The organism is Mesorhizobium sp. M0618, from assembly GCF_040320765.1.
Taxonomy (GTDB): Bacteria; Pseudomonadota; Alphaproteobacteria; order Rhizobiales; family Rhizobiaceae; genus Mesorhizobium.
Genome location: NZ_JAMYQH010000037.1, coordinates 1 through 16665, shown reverse-complemented (window position 1 = coordinate 16665; position 16665 = coordinate 1). Strand labels below are relative to the sequence as shown.

The 16665-nt window shown below is 59.1% G+C and carries 16 protein-coding genes and 1 pseudogene; 13 read left to right on the top strand and 4 right to left on the bottom strand.

What is annotated here, in order from left to right:
• From NKJ04_RS29045 to NKJ04_RS29020, 5 genes are all read left to right on the top strand, one after another.
• On the top strand, positions 1–498 hold the full coding sequence (locus tag NKJ04_RS29045; RefSeq protein WP_352678809.1) for a Mov34/MPN/PAD-1 family protein: 498 nt from the start codon (positions 1–3) through the stop codon (positions 496–498).
• Between the two features lie 1004 nt (positions 499–1502).
• Complete coding sequence (locus NKJ04_RS29035; protein ID WP_502897982.1) at positions 1503–2240, top strand: helix-turn-helix transcriptional regulator; 738 nt, start codon at positions 1503–1505, stop codon at positions 2238–2240.
• An 82-nt stretch (positions 2241–2322) separates the two neighbouring features.
• Positions 2323–2955 carry an acyl-homoserine-lactone synthase gene (locus NKJ04_RS29030; RefSeq protein WP_352678801.1) on the top strand — a complete coding sequence of 211 codons (633 nt, stop codon included), beginning with the start codon at positions 2323–2325 and terminating at the stop codon, positions 2953–2955.
• A 28-nt stretch (positions 2956–2983) separates the two neighbouring features.
• Positions 2984–3223, top strand: coding sequence for a transcriptional regulator domain-containing protein (locus tag NKJ04_RS29025; RefSeq protein WP_352678799.1), 240 nt, complete (start codon positions 2984–2986; stop codon positions 3221–3223).
• A 145-nt stretch (positions 3224–3368) separates the two neighbouring features.
• On the top strand, positions 3369–3791 hold the full coding sequence (locus tag NKJ04_RS29020) for a DUF2285 domain-containing protein (protein WP_352678795.1): 423 nt from the start codon (positions 3369–3371) through the stop codon (positions 3789–3791).
• 24 nt (positions 3792–3815) lie between these two features.
• Here NKJ04_RS29020 and NKJ04_RS29015 read toward each other — a convergent pair whose 3' ends face one another.
• The gene (locus NKJ04_RS29015; RefSeq protein WP_352678792.1) at positions 3816–4082 is read right to left on the bottom strand and encodes a DNA -binding domain-containing protein; all 267 of its coding nucleotides are present in this window, start codon (positions 4080–4082) and stop codon (positions 3816–3818) included.
• Between the two features lie 122 nt (positions 4083–4204).
• Between NKJ04_RS29015 and NKJ04_RS29010 the strand changes: the two genes are divergently transcribed.
• A complete protein-coding gene (locus NKJ04_RS29010; protein WP_352678790.1) occupies positions 4205–4423 on the top strand; it encodes a helix-turn-helix transcriptional regulator in 219 nt (72 codons plus the stop codon).
• Between the two features lie 411 nt (positions 4424–4834).
• On the opposite strand, the gene NKJ04_RS29005 is transcribed toward NKJ04_RS29010, so the two are convergent.
• On the bottom strand, positions 4835–5530 hold the full coding sequence (locus NKJ04_RS29005; RefSeq protein WP_352678788.1) for an OmpW/AlkL family protein: 696 nt from the start codon (positions 5528–5530) through the stop codon (positions 4835–4837).
• Between the two features lie 170 nt (positions 5531–5700).
• Positions 5701–7760 (bottom strand): annotated as a pseudogene (locus NKJ04_RS29000) (prolyl oligopeptidase family serine peptidase).
• A gap of 409 nt (positions 7761–8169) precedes the next feature.
• Between NKJ04_RS29000 and NKJ04_RS28995 the strand changes: the two are divergent.
• The 3 genes from NKJ04_RS28995 to NKJ04_RS28985 all read left to right on the top strand — a co-directional run bounded on the left by NKJ04_RS28995 (position 8170) and on the right by NKJ04_RS28985 (position 9663).
• Positions 8170–8523, top strand: a complete 354-nt coding sequence (locus NKJ04_RS28995) for a transposase (RefSeq protein WP_352678786.1) — start codon at positions 8170–8172, stop codon at positions 8521–8523.
• Positions 8520–8723 (top strand): IS66 family insertion sequence element accessory protein TnpB, encoded by a 204-nt coding sequence (tnpB, locus tag NKJ04_RS28990; protein ID WP_352678784.1) that lies wholly within the window; start codon positions 8520–8522, stop codon positions 8721–8723. Before NKJ04_RS28995 ends, tnpB begins: the two co-directional genes overlap by 4 nt.
• Positions 8724–9306: 583 nt before the next feature.
• The gene (locus tag NKJ04_RS28985) at positions 9307–9663 is read left to right on the top strand and encodes a hypothetical protein (protein ID WP_023736366.1); all 357 of its coding nucleotides are present in this window, start codon (positions 9307–9309) and stop codon (positions 9661–9663) included.
• A gap of 190 nt (positions 9664–9853) precedes the next feature.
• On the opposite strand, the gene NKJ04_RS28980 is transcribed toward NKJ04_RS28985, so the two are convergent.
• A complete protein-coding gene (locus tag NKJ04_RS28980; protein ID WP_352678782.1) occupies positions 9854–10147 on the bottom strand; it encodes a hypothetical protein in 294 nt (97 codons plus the stop codon).
• Between the two features lie 295 nt (positions 10148–10442).
• Here NKJ04_RS28980 and NKJ04_RS28975 point away from each other — a divergent pair, with 295 nt between their 5' ends.
• The 4 genes from NKJ04_RS28975 (at position 10443) to NKJ04_RS28960 (ending at position 15768) form a co-directional block, all read left to right on the top strand.
• The gene (locus NKJ04_RS28975; protein ID WP_352552306.1) at positions 10443–10592 is read left to right on the top strand and encodes an iron-sulfur cluster assembly accessory protein; all 150 of its coding nucleotides are present in this window, start codon (positions 10443–10445) and stop codon (positions 10590–10592) included.
• A gap of 219 nt (positions 10593–10811) precedes the next feature.
• A complete protein-coding gene (locus NKJ04_RS28970) occupies positions 10812–12143 on the top strand; it encodes a lysine N(6)-hydroxylase/L-ornithine N(5)-oxygenase family protein (RefSeq protein ID WP_352678779.1) in 1332 nt (443 codons plus the stop codon).
• Positions 12144–12649: 506 nt separating this feature from the next.
• Positions 12650–13429: a phytanoyl-CoA dioxygenase family protein gene (locus NKJ04_RS28965; protein ID WP_352678777.1), complete on the top strand. Its 780-nt coding sequence runs from the start codon at positions 12650–12652 to the stop codon at positions 13427–13429.
• A gap of 335 nt (positions 13430–13764) precedes the next feature.
• Complete coding sequence (locus NKJ04_RS28960; RefSeq protein WP_352678775.1) at positions 13765–15768, top strand: class I tRNA ligase family protein; 2004 nt, start codon at positions 13765–13767, stop codon at positions 15766–15768.
• Positions 15769–16665: the final 897 nt, after the last annotated feature.

Below are 16665 nucleotides of genomic sequence, written 5' to 3'. Positions count from 1 at the left end.
ATGCAGGACATGCAGATCGATGCCGACCTCTGGTATGATCGGGAAACGGGTGGGACCTTCATGGGATACTGGGCCGAAAGCAACGTTGCCGTCGTAACAGCAATGATCCCGGCCGGGCCCCGAGCATCTCACGAGCGAAGCAGCTTTCTCCCTGATCAAAGCTGGCAACAGGCGGAGATTGCGAAGCACTATGAGCATTCCGGGAGGTTGGACACGTATCTCGGGGACTGGCATACCCACCCCGATGCCGTTTCGAACCGCCTGAGCTGGACGGATCGAGTATGCCTGAAAACGATCATAAAAACCCCAACGGCGCGAAATCAAAGGCCCGTCATGATGCTCATGTGCGGCAAACCGGGTGAGTGGTCTTTGCACCCTTGGTTCTGCCAACTGCGGACCAAGTTATTTCTCTTTGAATTCCTGGATGAGAGAGAAGCGACTATCGAAACCTACACGAGTCCCTCTTCTGAAACAGGCGAGGAGATCGTAAGAGCTTAATCAAAATTCTGCCGACACAGGATTAGGGGAGATGAATTTTACGCATTGGGATTTGGGGCGGTGTTCTCGCAGAACGACCTCAGTATATTGGCCGGCTTGCGAAGCAGACAGTCCGCCTTCAGGTTACCAAGTCGATGCATTGGCATGTAGCCGTCAAGATGCAGGGGCTTGAAGGCAGCACTTATTCCAGCATCAGGAAATTGCCCGGGCCTCTACCCGAATTGCGCGAAGCTCTGTGTTCTGTTCCGCCCTGGTCAGGGATAGTTCGCCGCCGGGAACATCCACAGACGGGAATCGCCAGTACGAGGTGTTCATCTCCCATGCTTCCGAAAGACAAGGATGATGTCGTCCGTCCACTGGTGCTGAATGATGGACTCGCAGTCTGGTCTGACGGATTCGAGCTTCGGATCGGTAACAGCATCAGGCGGATCGATCAGGGATTAGCGAACAGCCATTTCGGCGTGGTCGCTTTGTCAGAGCCGTTCGAAAGGCTGGACGAACTACGAACTCGACGGAATCGCCGCTCGGTCTGTCAAACCGGAGCAACAGCTTCTACCCACCTGGCATAAGTCGCCCAAGCACTGCTACCAACACGCCTGACGATTTCCGACCTGATGACGTCGGTTATAGCTGAATAGGAATACAATGGTCGCGTTGCCGATCACCGGTCGAAATTGTCAAAGACCAACACTCGCACGGCCCGTCTTTTTGTGGGGTTCGGTGACCCAATTTCGGCCCGCCCGCTGCTCTCCACCAATGCGCTTCGCACTCTCGAACTGCTCCATTAGCACCTTCTTGTGTTGGGAGGCTGCCGTAGCATTTCGGACAAAAACGTCCGAGATCGCCGCGTAGCTACCGCTGGCGAGCTAATAATATGCGCGACCGTCGCGGCATTTGTAAGAAGGTCAGGCCGGCCCTACGATGGGGTCTACAGGCCGGGTGGCGCACAGCAAAGAGATGAAGGGAGTGAGTCAGGACAATGAGGAAGAACAATGAGGAAGGACATGCGAATTGTCTTCGAGACATTCCTGGAAAAGTTGTCGGTAAGTGTCGATGAGGGTGATTTTCGCGGAGCCTTGGCCGATGTCGCCTCAAGTCTGGATCTATTCACCTTTGCCTACTTCTCCTTACCGCCGCGGTCTAATGGCAAGCCCATGCTGATCTCGAATTATCCGGCGCTCTGGACAGCGCGCTATCTTGAGAACCGGTATCAGAATGTCGACCCGGTCATTTTACGTGCAAGCTATGGCGAATCCACATTTCGATGGGGATTTGACCTAAAGAGTTTTGATCTGTCCGTGCCTCAGCTTAGGTTTTTCGAGGAAGCAGCGCAGTTCGGCATCCGCTGCGGCGTGACGATCCCGATCATTGATGGCCGCGGCAATTTTGCGGCCATGACCTTTGCCGCTGACAAGCCCGATCCTGCATACTTTCGCGTGGCCGATCGCTACGAGCAAGGTCTTCCGTTTTTCGCGAGCTGTTTTCATACGTTCGTCCGCTGCAGACTATCGGGGGATCGAAGAGTTGGCGGGGTGTTGTTGACGCCGCGTGAATACGAGTGCCTCCAGTGGGCCGCGCGCGGCAAATCCGCCCGAGATACAGGCGGCATCCTGGAGATCTCGCGGCACACGGCTGAGTTCCATCTGGCAAACGTCCGCAAGAAGCTTGGCGTGACAACCACCCGACAGGCGATTACGCGTCTGGCGGTTTCAGGCTTTTCGCTTCCTGATGAGTCGGCTTGACCTCCGGAACTGCACAGGCTGCGCTTTCGCGAAGGATCGTCTCCAATGGCTAGGAAATGTTTCCCGCTATTGGAGGCCTTTGATGATCCAGCTTATCGCGCCTGAGTGCTACGACGACTTTGCTCACGGACTGAATGCAATGCATCGGCTTCGATTTCGCGTCTTCAAGGAACGCCTAGGCTGGGACGTGCAGGATAATGGCGGCTATGAAATCGATTCCTTTGACGCGCTCAGACCGCACTACCTGTTGTTGCGCGGTTTCGAGGGCCGGGTAGAGGGTTGCGTTCGCCTTCTGCCCTCAGCGGGCCCGACCATGATTCGCAATACTTTTCCGATGCTGTTGGAAGGAAGGGCTGCACCTGAGGATCCGAGCGTGTGGGAAAGCAGCCGTTTTGCGCTCGACATAGCTTCTTCTGGGAAAAAGGGGGCGGGCGGTATCGCTCTCGGCACATATGAGCTCTTCGCCGGCATGATCGAGTTCGGCCTCTCATGCCGGCTCAGCCACGTCGTCACGGTCACCGACTTGCGCATGGAGCGCATTCTTCGTCGCGCCGGCTGGCCCCTCGAGCGGATCGGCAAGCCCCACACGATCGGCGCGACACGCGCACTGGCGGGCTATCTCGAAGTGTCGACAGCAACACTCCATGCGGTGCGACAAAACAGCGGTATCGACAGTCCGGTGCTATGGGCGCCGGTGCTTCACCGGGGGGCGTGAATGTGACGCCCGGCAGGAGAGCACAGTCATGTCCACGTCTCTTTCGGCGGACGCCAATCTGCCCGACTGGTGGAATGATAGGTCATACGACTATGCCGCTGGGCTGACGCTGCGTGGCTGGGCTTGGGAGTTTTTGCGGCGCAATCCGGTATTCCAGCATGATGTGCTTGCTGCGCGCCGGCAGGCCAACAGTTTGCCGCATGGAACCATCGTCGAGGTGATCGCGTCGGCCGGCAACCTGTCGCACTGGGGTGTTTCGTTTCGCTGAATCTTACGGGCGCAGTGCGGCTGTGTTTTGGTGTCCCCGCCGGTGCCCAAGCGTGTTGCCTGTCATTGCGGAACGGCGGTTTGCATCATCGACGATATCGTCGTTTGAGCTGGCGGCATTGCCATGTCGTGCTGCAGTCCTGCGGATGCCCGACAACAGCCAGGAGGTTCTTCTTCGCGATGCGGAGCGCAGCCTCCAGCTTGCTGTTTCGGGAGCGGATGTCCTGCATCCTGTTTACCTGCGCACCGAGGCGATCTGGCCGGCAGCACTTTCGAAACATCGTCTGTTAGCGATGGAGTGCCTCAATGCCCTTTGTGCCTACGGAAAACTGCCCGCACGCTTGTTTCCGCCAGAAAGACGCGGGCCCCGATTGAACTTCGTTCTCCGCGCGCTCGATGGCGCGCTTGCCGGAGCATCACATCGCGAAATCGCCGAAGCGCTGGTCGGCCAAGCGCGCGTCCGGTCCGACTGGAAGGATCCTCAGGATCACCTGCGCGACCGTATCCGCCGCGCCGTCTCACGTGGCCGTGCGCTAATGAACGGCGAATATCTGAATTTCCTTCTTTGAAGAGCATGAGACCCGCGCTGTGCGTCAGCCGGCGAACAGTTCCTTGTAGCCGGTCGTCACCATCCAATTAGCACGGTCGATATGGCTGCGGAGGGCCTTTTTGGCGCGGACCGGTTCAATGGACGGGACAATGCCGAGAATGCGATTCGCCATCTCCTCCTCGCTGGCATTGTCGGCACAGGCATCCAGGATACGCAGATAGATCGTGAAATGCTGCCTGTCGTAGCTCGTAAGGCTCTCCGACCAGGGGACTTCGTCGGCAATCGGCGTGATCGATTTGGGCTGTAACATCGCTGATTATATCTCCGCAAAAAGGCCTCCGCGAAGCCCTCCGCCGGCGGATTGAGACACTCAATGTGGACTACATATTTTAGTTGATAAACTCAAGCTGCCTAATCCGCTCGCTATTCTCCATGGATATGCGCAGGTTGGTCGGACGTAATGTGCAGAGGATCAGGCTAAGGAAGCGTCTGACGCAGGAGCAGCTTGCGGAGATTTCCGGGTTCAGCCAGCAGTACATCAGCGGCTTGGAGAAAGGACGAAGAAATCCGACGATCATCACGATCTATGAACTGGCAATGGCCCTCGACGTCAGCCACACGGATCTGGTTCGGCCCGACAAACAGGCCTGACCCACCCGACTTCCAAGTAATTGCTACGGGCCCGCGCCCCTCGCGGCGCGCGCCGGCTGCTCGTGAACTGCGGCCGGTCTTCTTCGGCAGGCTTCAGCGATCTTGCCCCGTTCGGCATCGCGCCGCTGGCGCGGGGCAGCCTGTCGGCTGCTACTGGCAAGTACCTGGTCGGGCGCAGCCGGAACGCCCACTCAACAACGGCTTCTTCAAGTAACCCGACAATCGGCTGCTATCCGGATGGCCATTGCATAAAGTCCAGAACGTTCCTCCGATTCGGACACGTCCCTCAAGTTACAAGGCCCACCCCTAATGATCCGGTCGACTGGCCCGTGCAGCGCCGGCGTGGAAAAGGGCGCCCGAGGCGCCCTTCATTTTAGATAGGCTGTCAGCAGCCCGCCTTCGCGTTGCGCATCAGAAGCGGTAGGTGACACCTGCGCCTATCAACCAGGGATCGAGCTCCGCCTTTCCAGTCAGCTTCGCGCCGTCGACCGTTACGTCGAAGTCTGGCTTGAGGAACAGCTTCTTCACGTCGAAGTTAACACCCCAGTGCTGATCCACCATGTAGTCGAATCCGACCTGCAACGCCGTGCCGAACGTATTCTTAACCTTGAGAGCATCGGCGCTGCCGGCACCCTGGTTATAGAAGATCGTGTAGTTCACGCCGGCGCCTACATAGGGCTTGAACGCGCCGAAATCGGTAAAATGATACTGCAATGTGAGGGTGGGCGGCAGCAGCCAAACCTTGCCAATATTGCCCAGCGCGCCGATCGCTCCTTGGCCCTCGATGTTGGCGTAGGTGGTGCCGAGGATAAGCTCGGCGGCGATGTTGCCCGTGAAGAAATAGGAGATATCGAGTTCCGGCGTCACAGTGTCCGAATAGGAGAGACCGGAGCCGGGCACTGCATTGACGTAGCCCGAATCCTCAATGACGACCCCCAACGCACGCAGGCGGATCTGCCAAGGGCTTGGCCGTTCCGGGACCGAGGCTCCTGCCTGCGGGACGCTCGGGGCTTGCACAAGGTCGGCCGCAACGGCTTGCTGTCCCACCACCATGAGGACGACGGCCGCTGTTGCTCCCCGCGCCACGCCCGTTTGCTTTCTAGCCATGATATCTCTCCTTGCTCTTCAGAAATGATCGATTGCACTATGAAAAACCCTGTTGGAATTGCTTGAGATTAACGGAGCATCTGCGTGACTGTGCACACATATTTGCACCGTGCTCGTGATCAGCAATCTGTACTCACTATTGAAATGTTGCTCGTGTTGGCACCGGTCATCTATCGACCGATATCGGTTTGCCAGCCGATCGAACTGCGAAGGAATTGTACCCAGGGCAATGAACGCGATCCGCTCCCGGTTGTCCTTGCCGTAGCCGTGCCCGCCCGCACGGCCGGATAGCCGAGAGCTTCGCGGCCATTTTACGCGCCTGGCCCGGATGGACGCGGTCGTCCCGCTTCGTGGTGGCGAGCAGGATAGGCGGATAGGGCTGTCCCGGCGCCGCGGCGTGATAGGCGGAGATTTCTTTCAGGAAAGTCCAATCGTCCGGCTTGTCAGGATCGCCATATTTCCAGCTCGCACCCGCCAAAAGCTTGGTGTAGCGATGCATGTCGGTAAGTGGGATTGTGCTAAACAGTGCGCCGAAACGATCAGGATAGCGTGTCAGCATATTGGCGATTAGGAGGCCGCCATTTGAGGCGCCCTCGGCGGCAATCCGCCTCGGCCGCGTAATGCCCCTTCGCACCAGGTCGGTGGCAACAGCGGCGAAATCGTCATGGGCGAGCCGTTTACCCTGTCTGCCCGCGGCGTCGTGCCAACGGCTGCCGAACTCGCCGCCGCCCCGGATGTTGGCGACCACGCACGTGCCGCCGCGTTCTAACCACAGCTTGCCGATCGAGGAGTTGTAGTAGGGCAGGACCGATACGCCGAACCCACCGTAGGCGGTGAGATAAACCGGGGCATCTCCGTTCCCGCTCGCCGGGCCGACCTGCGTATAGGGGATCATCTCCCCATCGGTCGAGATTGCCTCGTGGCGCGTGACCACCAGTCCGGATGCCTCGAAATGCTCCGGGCTGCGCCTCAGGATCACTGGGGCGCTGAGAGGTGGCGCGGTATTGAGGTCGATCAGAAAAAGCTGCGGCGGCGTGATCGGGTCTTGAGCCGAAACGAGGACCTCTCCATTGGTCTGGTGACGTTCCGCATCGAATGGCCAGAGGTGAACAGTCCCTTCGGCGGGCACGGTGTCCAGGGCTCGGCGCGTCCATTCCTGGCGGTCGGGAGTGAACATCTCCAAACGCGGATCGAGTTTGACGAGGTAGGAGATAATGAGCTTCCCGTCATTCCAGAAGAATGACTGCAAGGAGCGCCTGTCGCCTGATTCAAAGAGGGCGGCAAGACTGGGCTCGCCGGCGATGAAGGAGGAAAGCGAGATGCCGATCAGCGCGTCCGCGGCATGGGTCATCCCTCCCACTGTCCATGGCTTGCGCGGCTTTACCGCCAGCCAGTCGCCGAAGCTATTCCACCAGGCGTCCCGAGGAAGGTCGATCTCGATCTTCGGCCCGCTCCTGTCGCCGATCTGGACCATCTTCTCAAGGAAGGTCGACTGCTCGATGAGCCAGAGGCGCTCGCTCCCGGCAGTGCGGTCCAAATGACCAGATACGCCGAGGGATTCGGAACCGGTCTCGAAGATTACCGGCGCGGTGAGCGGATTCGCGCCACGCTTCCACAGCCGCACGGTGCGCGCGTAGCCGGAGCGGGTGGCCATGCCATCACCAAACGCACTAGAAAGCAGGAGCGTGTCAGGGTCGAGCCAATTAACCCCGCCCTTGGCATCCGCGAGGTTGAAACCGTCGGCGACGAAGCTAAGAGACTTCAGATCGAATTCGCGATGCACGACCGCATCGCTTCCGCCGCGCGACAGGCGCAGAACGGCTCTTTCCCGTCTCTCCGGCTCGATCGACGTGCCGGCCCAGATCCAGTCCTCTCCGTCGCTAACGGCGACGGCGTCCAGATCGAGCAGTGCCTCCCATTGGGGCTCCGCCTTCATGTAGGCGGCAAGGGTGCTCCGGCGCCACAGTCCGCGCCGGTTGCGGGCATCTTGCCAGAAATTGTAGAGGTAATGACCGTGGCGCTTGATCTGGGGAGTTTTGTCCGGACGGTCGAAAATCGCTGTGAGGGCCGCGCGGTCGCGCTGGAATTGCGTTCCACCGAAGAGCCCCAGTGTCCTGGCCGACTGGCTGGCGGTCCAGTCAAGTGCCCGTTCGCCTTCTATATCTTCAAGCCAAAGATAGGGATCATCGTCGGGAGCATTCAGAGTTGGACGGAAATCGAACGCGGTCATGTCCGTACAACCTGAAGAATGACAGCGCAAAGGCTTCCTTCCGCTCGGGACAGCTCAGTGTTTGCGGCGGCGACCGCATGCTCGGCGAGCGTGATCATGGGATGAGGTCTTCTCAGTTGGTGCGGCGCGGCAGTGCGTTTGCGCATAGGACTTGCATGTGTCGTGCCAACCAGGAAAATCTTTTCAGAACAATACGATCACTTTGACAGCGCTGTGTCTTATGTCCGACATCGTCGTAGTTCCGACAATGACTGAGACGGTAGGCGCCTGATCGATCTGGTGTAAGCGCGGAGACAATCCCATCTGGCGCGGCATCAGATGATGGGTGAGAGATGATGACACTGAAGGAGCGAGGAGCTTGCGGTGTCAATTTCTATGTCTGCGCCTATGTCTGATGATAGAAGTTTCCATGTTCTTGAGGCGATTCCGAACCGGAGGCAAGCCCGCAGCGTCTGCGGCGCTGGTCGGCGCAAGCGAAGGCACGGCTCTGATCGAGGCGACGCTGAAGCCGGGCGCGAATGTGTCGGCGATCGCGCGAGAGGCTGGAGTGCCGACCTCGCAGCTGTTCGGCTGGCGGCGCAAGGCGATCAAGAGCGGTGCGGTGACGCCGCAGCGGGATGCGGATCGAATTGGCTTTGTCGAGGTCACCCAAGCGGCGTCTTCAACGGTGGAGATCTGTTTGGGCGATGTGGTCATTCGGGCTGGCGCCGATGTCGGCCAGGATCATTTGGCCAGGATTATTCGCGCGGTCCGCCAGGCATGATCCCGTCCGGCGTGAAGGTGTTGGTCGCCAGCCATCCGGTCGATTTTAGAAAAGGTCCCGACGGCCTTCTGGCACTGGTGCGCGATGCCAGGTCGGACCCGTTCAACGGCGCGCTTTACGTCTACCGCGCCAAAAGAGCTGACAGGGTAAAGATCATTTGGTGGGACGGGTCTGGGGTATGCCTTTACCCTCGTCATTGAGGGCAACGACATGCTCCCGGCGACCGCGCGTTCGGCACTGTTGCCGTTGGTGCGCCAACTGAGCGGACTTGATGCCGAGATCAGGCAGAGCGATCAGGCTATTCTGGCCCTCGCCAAGACTGATGAAATGGCACGCCGTCACCTTGATCAGCGGGCGCCGTCCAGACATGACTATTTTGTATTGCTCGACGGACTGCCTCTGTCGTCGTGGCGCTGCCGTGTAGAACCTGGCCCATAGTGCCTCCTTCCATTCGGAAGAAAATAATGCACCATCAAAGCTCGGGACCAAACACCTAGAGTGCCATTCAGCTTTTTTTATTTCATTGTAGACACTCCAGCTGAAATGACGCCCTTGACCCTGCCGCTCTGAGCGCAGCACCCCGTGGCAGGCGGCGCTTCCATCGTTCACTTCGCGGCAAAGGCCGATGGCGCCCCAGGAAGTGATGAGGGCAGCGCAACCAAAAACGTTTGCCTCGCGGCTTCGGTCCTGCCCTTGACTAGTTGGCGGCGATGTACAGGGATTTCCCGAGAGCCTACGTCGACCGGGCAAAGGCCTGCAACTGCTGAGTGAGAGGAGGGACGCTTGGACGAACACGATCCGAAGGAAGAGCTGATCGAGACGATTTTTCGCAACGGCACAATCACCGTCGTCGGCATTCTGCTTGCCTTTTCGCTCGGCTTCGTCACGCATTGGGCGGCGAACCCCATGCCATGGCGGCTCTACGACCTGTTCGCCGTTGTGCCGATCCTGGTCGGCATCACGTTGCAGTTGCGGGCGCTGTCCCTGCTACTCGACATGAGTTCGTTGCGCCGACCCATCTACGAACGCGCCAACCGCATCTTCATGGCCGGCCTTATCCTGACCGCGTGCGGCGTCGGGCTGGCCATCCTGCTCGATGTCTTCGCAATGTCGATGAAGGGCACGCTGCCCGGCGCTTGACGGCCTGTCCCTGCGCTTTGGAGCTGCCGCAATCGGCCGACGCGACGCGTCAGATCCGAGGGTTCCTAGTGCTTTCCCCCAAGCAGCGTCAGCCTTCATCCCGAAGAACGCTTTCTCTAGATTGCATAGCGGATGTTTAGAGCGTGGGCTTGCCGGAAATTCCGTCTCGGTGGCATAACCCGCATAGCCTTTAGGGTGTTGCCAGGAAGACCGATTCGCGGGCGTGGATGGATAAATGCATTGCGTCAGGAAGAGGCTCGGCAGGTTGCGTCGTGCGCGCATTGCCGAACTGGAGCGCGATCTCGTGGCGATTACACCTCAGGGGCGCCATCGGCGTTTCGAAGCCGGACATGAACTTCGCAATGCGAAGTGCCGCCTGAAGCGTCTCGAGGAATGCACCGCTGAAATACCGGAGAAATGTGGCCGTTAGCGCAAGCTTCGCCGCTCTCAATCTTTGCCACGCGGTCGGCTGGTCGGCGGGCAACAGTTGCCGATCGTGCGGGTACTCTGTCCGGCAGAGACGCAAGGTTCTGCACTGTCCGTTCAGGAAGACTTCGTGCTGGTCTCCGCAAAAGAAGTATTCTGGTGCAGAAGGTGCCCGATTAGCTATCGGAAAAAGGCGACATCGACGTGCAAATCGGGCGCCGCAGTGAGGTGTCCCCCCCAATGTCGGATTTTCGACAGGATCGTAAATCCGCCAACCCATTGTTTAATAAAATTTCCTTCTCTGGCACGGCCCATGCATGGGACTCTGCGAACGCATCAGCGAGACGTCGTCCATGATCATGCGCACCGAAAATGCCGTCGCCGCAGTGAAAACCGCGCTCTCGCCTGCCATCAAACCGCCGAAAGGCCGGCGCGTCATGGTCGAGGCAGGCGATTGCGCCGGCTTCAAACACCTTAGTGGGCCTGGAAAGCTCCTCGCGTGACGGCGAGGGGGGCATCCAGACGGGCGGAAAGGACAAACGTCGTTGCCCCACGTCGCCGGCATGACCCGTCGATTGTCACCGCGCTGGAATGCGCGGGTCCACATGCGAAGACCCGAACGCGCAGGACAAATTCTCGCAAGCCCGGTCGGGACTGGGGCTCGAAGTCCGTGAGCGGAGGCTAATGGCTATGGCCGATATTCGCCGCGAACAAGCCGCCTAGTGGGAAGACGCTATAGGAGGAAGCAGGTGGAGTTATCTTGCGTTGGGATCGGTGCTGGCCCGTCCAATTTGAGCCTTGCGTGTCAGATACACGAGCAAGTTGGGAAAGGGGCAGTGTTCCTGGATCGGCAGGTCGACTTCCGCTGGCATCCAGGCATCGCATTCGATTCCTCGGAGCTCCAGGTCAGCCACTTCAAGGACCTGGTCACTCTGGTGAATCCGCGATCAGCCTACACTTTCGTAAACTTCCTGCACGAGAACGGGCGTCTGTATCACTTCCTGAACGCACAGTTCGAAGCCGTGCTCAGAGTGGAGTTCGAACAATATCTGAACTGGGTCTTCCACAGGAACCCACTTGTGCGTGGCGGCGAGACAGTGCGCGAAATCCGCTTTGACGGCGAGTTTCGGGTGCGGACGGATAAGGCGGTTCTCGGCGCCAGAAACGTGGTGGTCGGCATTGGCAAGCAGGCGCAAATTCCGCCTCAATTTCAGGGCTGGATTGGACGCAACCTGTTCCACTCATCGGTTTTACTGCACATCCACCCTGAGGTGCGGAGAAAGCATGTCTGCGTGGTCGGCGGAGGCCAGTCGGGAGCCGAGGTGATGTTGCACCTTGTCGGCCTGCCGAACGAACGGCGGCCTGCCTCGATCACTTGGGTCTCGCAGCGCGAAAACTATCTGCCTCTGGACAACAGCCCGTTCACAAACGAGTTGTTCATGCCCTGCTTTTCGGATCGCTTCGCGGCGATGAGCGAGTCGCAGCGTAAGCTGCTCCTGCGGCGTTTCGTGCTTGCTTCGGACGGCATTTCGGAAAGCACGTTGCGCGCGATCTATCAGGCGCTGTACCGCCACGCATTTTTCGAGCCATACCGATGCGACATCACACTGCGGCCGGGCTGCACCGTCTCGCACTGCATCAACGCCGGACCGGGTCACAGGCTGACCCTGCAGCATGGCATGGACGAGGTCGAAGAAGTCACGGCTGACATCGTCATCCTGGCCACCGGTTACGAGAACGCGGTCCCAAGCTTGTTGGAACCGATCATGGGCCGCTTGGAGCAGATCGACAATGAATTAGCTATTCGCGAGGATTTTTCGGTGAGCTGGGACGGACCGTGTGACAGACGCATCTTCGTACAAAATGCGAGCCTCGGGCAGCGCGGCCTGGCCGATCCGAACCTAAGCTTGCTGGCCTGGCGCGCGCGTCGCATCCTCGATAGCCTACTTGGGCGCGCGCCATGCGCGAACCCCGAGCATCCTGGCTTCATCACTCATACCTCGATCGAGAGCTGGCCCGACCACGCAGCCGAAGAAATGGGCAGTGGAATATGACTCGTATGCTTTTGATCATCGGCGGTGGCATCCTAGGAATGATGCCCGCCTGCGCTGCGGCGAACCCCGGAGGCTTCTCCGATATGATCGTGACCGACCAAGCCCTTCGACCAAGCGGCGCATCGCATCACTCTGGGGGCGTGCATTTCCCCTACGGTTGCCAAGGCCGTACCAAGTCGCTCACTCGAAAGACCGCCGTGGTCTTGGCGGCCATGGCTGGGTCGGCAGGTAGCGGATGGTGCCGGCCTTTGGCGATTCGTGTCGTGGTTGAACCGGGTGAAGCGATTGATCCGGCCCAGTTTGCGGAACGCCTAGACCCGGCTGAGCCTGACATAGGCAGTCTCGCGCCGAGCTTCTGCGGACAATATCCGCCGGAGCGGAACGCACTTAGCATCGCCTCCCTCATCACGTGAGTCCGTCTCTGTGGACCCGCAACTTGATCAGCGCCCGACCGCCCTAATTGGCATGTCCAACCAAACCAGTGTTTCCAACAGGAGGCTTTTCGCATGTTGACTGATGCACAAAGAGAAAAGTGGCAGAAGGACGGATACGTCAGGCTCGAAAGGTTCTTCGATCCAGCGGCTCAGGAAGATATCTCTACCTTTGTCGAAGATATGTCACGCTGGGCCGTCAGCGATGATAAATGGCTCATGTGGTTCGAGAAGTCGACGGACAATCGAAAGATCACCTCCAAGATGGAGAATTTTCTCGACTTCCATGGTCCATTGCGTCGTTTGCTCTTAGAAGATCAGCGCATAAAGTCAGCGGTCGAGGAGTTGCTTGGCGAAGATTCGCGCAGGCTCAAGGAGTTGCTGATTTTCCACTACCCTGACAGCGGCGGCTATCTCCCGCATCAGGATATTTATCACATTCCACACAAACTCCCGGATCGGATGGTCCATGCGGTGGTTGCCATAGGCATCGACGACTCCGACGAGGAAAACGGCGGGCTTTTCTTCAGCCCCGGCAACCACAAGAAGGGGGTGTTTCCCATGGATGCCGGTGGGGTGATCGACCCTCAAGTTGCCGAAAAGTTCTCCTGGGAACCCGTAGTATGGAAGTCTGGCGACATCTTCATCTTCGACGATTACGCGCCGCACTACTCACGACCGAACAAAAGCAATCGTTCTCGGCGGACACTCTACTTGGTGTTCCAGCGTGCTTCAACCGGCGGGCCAACCCGCGCTGAATATAACGTGCTTAAGCGCGCCCTTAACCCGCCCGAGGGCAAAGTGGCGGATCTCGACAATCTCAAGCCCCCAAATGGCATCTTCTATCGCGATTGAGCTCACGCAGCCAGGCGGAGGCATGCACACGAAACTGATCGACCGCTCAAAATGCGCGGACGGTATGGACGTCTGATTTGCGGGCTCGCGGAGCATCGACCGCAGCCTGTTACGACGCTTTGGCACGTGGATTGCGGAGGTGGTCGCAGGCGGTCTTCTGTGCGCCTACAGCCCGACTAGTGCCCCCCTTGGTTGCCCGCTTGCCGGTCCAGAGCTGCACTATCCTGGTCGCGCCGCCAACGGGTGGGGCTGCCGTTTCTCTCCACGAATTGCACGGGAGGCTGTTGCGTTGGCAGCCGAAGGTCCCACTGCTTCAACAGCTTAGGTTGGTTGTCATGCGCAAATACACGTTTTCTCGAACGGAACTGTCGCGGGCGTTTGGTATCGACACGGCCACGCTTGGAACAGGCAGCGCTCGCACAGGGTTTTCATTCGGAAAGGTTGGACCCGGCGTCACATCCGAGCCCCATCGGCACGACGAAATCGAGGCGTTCGTGATCCTGTCAGGATCGGGCAATGTCACCACCGACCGGGGGGAAATCTCGGTCGAGGCGGGCGATGTCGTTCTGTTCCATCCTTTTGAAGCGCATGTGCTGCGCAATGACGGAAACAAAGACCTAGATTTCGTCGCTGTCTACTGGCGAGACGGCGAGGCCGCCCTTGATGCCGCTGCAAAGACCACAACTCCACGCGGCCCAATCTTCGTCTTCTCCACGCCGCCAACGCCAAATGGCGATCTGCATCTGGGGCATCTTTCTGGCCCTTATTTCGGCGCTGACGTCTATACTCGTTTCCTGCGCATGAAAGGAGTGGAGGCCTATCACCTGACCGGAAGCGACGATTACCAGAGCTACGTCGCGACACGCGCCGATGCCGATCAATCGACGCCTGCCAATGTGGCGCGCTACTACGCCGACGAGATTCGCGCCACGCTTGCACATCTCGATTGTGAGATCCACAGCTTCCAAGCCACAATGGGCGATGACGGTTACGGCGAGTTCCAAACCGCGTGTTTCCGGAGTCTTCTGAGCAGCGCGGCGGTAGATTTGCGCCAGAGCCCTGCGCTTTTTGATGCTGTGACAGGCCACTATCTTTACGAGCCGGATGTTGGCGGCCTCTGCCCCGATTGCGGCGGCTCCGCCGCTGGCAACATCTGCGAGGAATGCGGTGCCCCAAACCTTTGCCACGACTTAGGTGCAGCGCGGTCACGGCAGTCTGCCGAGGCGCCGGTGGTCGGCTCCCTCCGCCGTCCGGAACTTGCCATGGACCAATGCTACGACAATATCGACCGGCATCTAAGGGCGTCGGGCGTCCCGCTACGGATCTTGGATCTCTTCGCACGCGTACGCCGACGCGGGAAATTTTCAGTGCCCATTACCCACCCCTCGGACTGGGGCCTGCCGGCGGAAGGGTTCCCGGGGCAAGTGATCTGGGTCTGGCCGGAGATGGCCTTCGGTTTTCTTTACAACATCCAGGCGCTCGGCCGCTCGATGGGTCGCAACTGGAAGGCGGAGATGCCCGGCAACGACTGGCAGATTGTCCATTTCTTCGGCTTCGACAATTCGTTCTACCACGCGCTACTATACCCCGCTCTTTACGCCGAGGTCTTCTCCCACTGGAAGCCACGCATCCGCTATCACGTCAACGAGTTCTACCTGCTCGACGGCAAGAAGTTCTCAACCAGCTGCCGCCATGCGGTCTGGGGCAAGGAGGTTCTGAGCCCAAAGACAGTCGACGTCGTGCGCCTTCATTTGGGCCTGACACGCCCGGAAGGTGAGCGGACGGATTTCACGCTGGACGCGCTGCGCCGCACCGAGAACGAGGTGTTCCAAAGCATCTGGCTGAACTGGCTTGAGGCGTTGAACCAGGAAATCAAGCAGGATTTTGCCGGCCGTGTACCCGATGCAGGCGACTGGAGCCCGGTCGACCGCGCCTTCTTTGCTCGCATAGAGATCTATCGCGCTGCGATGGAGCGCGCCTATTCTGACGAAGGCTTCTCGGTTCGGCGCGCGGCCACTCAGGTCTGCGAATTCGTGCGCGATTGCGTGATCTACCGCGGGGCGCGAGACTTTGCGGCGGCGCGACGTTTCTATCCCGCCCGCAATCGGACTTCGCTAGCCCTTCAGACGACGGCCGCTGCGATCCTGGCACCGACACTCGCTCCGCTGATGCCCCGCTTCGCCAGAACGCTGGCGCGAGGCATCGATGGCGCCTCAACCGAAACATGGCCCCGGTCCGTCCAGCGCCTTGCGCCCGGGACGCGCTTTGATCTCGGACCCGTGTTGGTGTTCTACGCCAAATCCGGCAATCCTCATCTCGATGACGAGGAAACACTATGAGCCCAAAGGTGCACCAGTGAGCTGTCCCCATCTCGACCAGATCTGCGCGGCAATCAAAGCCGACGATGCCAAATATCTTGACTCGCTGTCACTGGCGAGGGAAGCCGCTCTGAATGGCAGAGACTAGATTAGCTGACCTGAACCAACGCGTCGTCAAACAACCCTGGCCCGCCCCTTCAAGGACCGCTCGGCCGATCGCTTCCCAGCCCTTGCTGTTCGTGCCGAACCAACCTCTTCGGCATCGGGATTTCCGTCCTCCAGCCGGCCAAGGCTGTCATTCGGTTCGACCCGCTTGGTCAACCTGGCGCGCCCTGGACCGTGCGCCGATCACCAATGTGGATGCGAATGTGATGGTTCCTTCGATTCTGTCCGAGCGTGTACCGGCGCGGCAGTCAGCCGAAGAACAGCTGAGCTACTGATATCGGAATGTAGCAGGTCCAAATTCTGCCCCTGAAGCCGGATATTGCTCAATCAGCGTTGACGATGGCTTGGGTGCACAAGCTTCCAACCAGACCGCGCAACGACAGCCCGTCGCCTGAGGATAGTCGGCGAGGGCCGCCAAATCGCAAGCGTATCCTCCGTCGCATGCGCGCCGTCTTCGCCGAAAATGCAGACGCTTGTCTCGTCGAGAGATACATCCAGCTATTTTAGGGGGCTCATCAGGGTTGCGTGTTTGCTCGGGTGCGGACCGCCCCTCAGTTCCAATCGAGGAGCGATTCTACAATTCACATGTTTGGAGATCGCTCGCTAGGTAACCCGTCTGTGAACCCTGCAAGCCGATGCTTCAGATGCCGCCCATACAGAGGTATTTCGGTAGTGTGCTGAGAGTTCTGCAAATTCGCTGAGAGAGGGCGGTCATGGCAGGCTGGTGATGTTCAACGTCACCGATTCCCGCGA

What these genes read in the sequence shown, in the direction of transcription:
- NKJ04_RS29045 (WP_352678809.1), top strand. Translation starts at nt 1, where the DNA reads ATGCAGGACATGCAGATCGATGCCGACCTCTGGTATGATCGGGAAACG.
- NKJ04_RS29035 (WP_502897982.1), top strand. Translation starts at nt 1,503, where the DNA reads ATGCGAATTGTCTTCGAGACATTCCTGGAAAAGTTGTCGGTAAGTGTC.
- NKJ04_RS29030 (WP_352678801.1), top strand. Translation starts at nt 2,323, where the DNA reads ATGATCCAGCTTATCGCGCCTGAGTGCTACGACGACTTTGCTCACGGA.
- NKJ04_RS29025 (WP_352678799.1), top strand. Translation starts at nt 2,984, where the DNA reads ATGTCCACGTCTCTTTCGGCGGACGCCAATCTGCCCGACTGGTGGAAT.
- NKJ04_RS29020 (WP_352678795.1), top strand. Translation starts at nt 3,369, where the DNA reads ATGCCCGACAACAGCCAGGAGGTTCTTCTTCGCGATGCGGAGCGCAGC.
- NKJ04_RS29015 (WP_352678792.1), bottom strand. Translation starts at nt 4,082, where the DNA reads ATGTTACAGCCCAAATCGATCACGCCGATTGCCGACGAAGTCCCCTGG.
- NKJ04_RS29010 (WP_352678790.1), top strand. Translation starts at nt 4,205, where the DNA reads ATGGATATGCGCAGGTTGGTCGGACGTAATGTGCAGAGGATCAGGCTA.
- NKJ04_RS29005 (WP_352678788.1), bottom strand. Translation starts at nt 5,530, where the DNA reads ATGGCTAGAAAGCAAACGGGCGTGGCGCGGGGAGCAACAGCGGCCGTC.
- NKJ04_RS28995 (WP_352678786.1), top strand. Translation starts at nt 8,170, where the DNA reads ATGTTCTTGAGGCGATTCCGAACCGGAGGCAAGCCCGCAGCGTCTGCG.
- tnpB (WP_352678784.1), top strand. Translation starts at nt 8,520, where the DNA reads ATGATCCCGTCCGGCGTGAAGGTGTTGGTCGCCAGCCATCCGGTCGAT.
- NKJ04_RS28975 (WP_352552306.1), top strand. Translation starts at nt 10,443, where the DNA reads ATGATCATGCGCACCGAAAATGCCGTCGCCGCAGTGAAAACCGCGCTC.
- NKJ04_RS28965 (WP_352678777.1), top strand. Translation starts at nt 12,650, where the DNA reads ATGTTGACTGATGCACAAAGAGAAAAGTGGCAGAAGGACGGATACGTC.
- NKJ04_RS28960 (WP_352678775.1), top strand. Translation starts at nt 13,765, where the DNA reads ATGCGCAAATACACGTTTTCTCGAACGGAACTGTCGCGGGCGTTTGGT.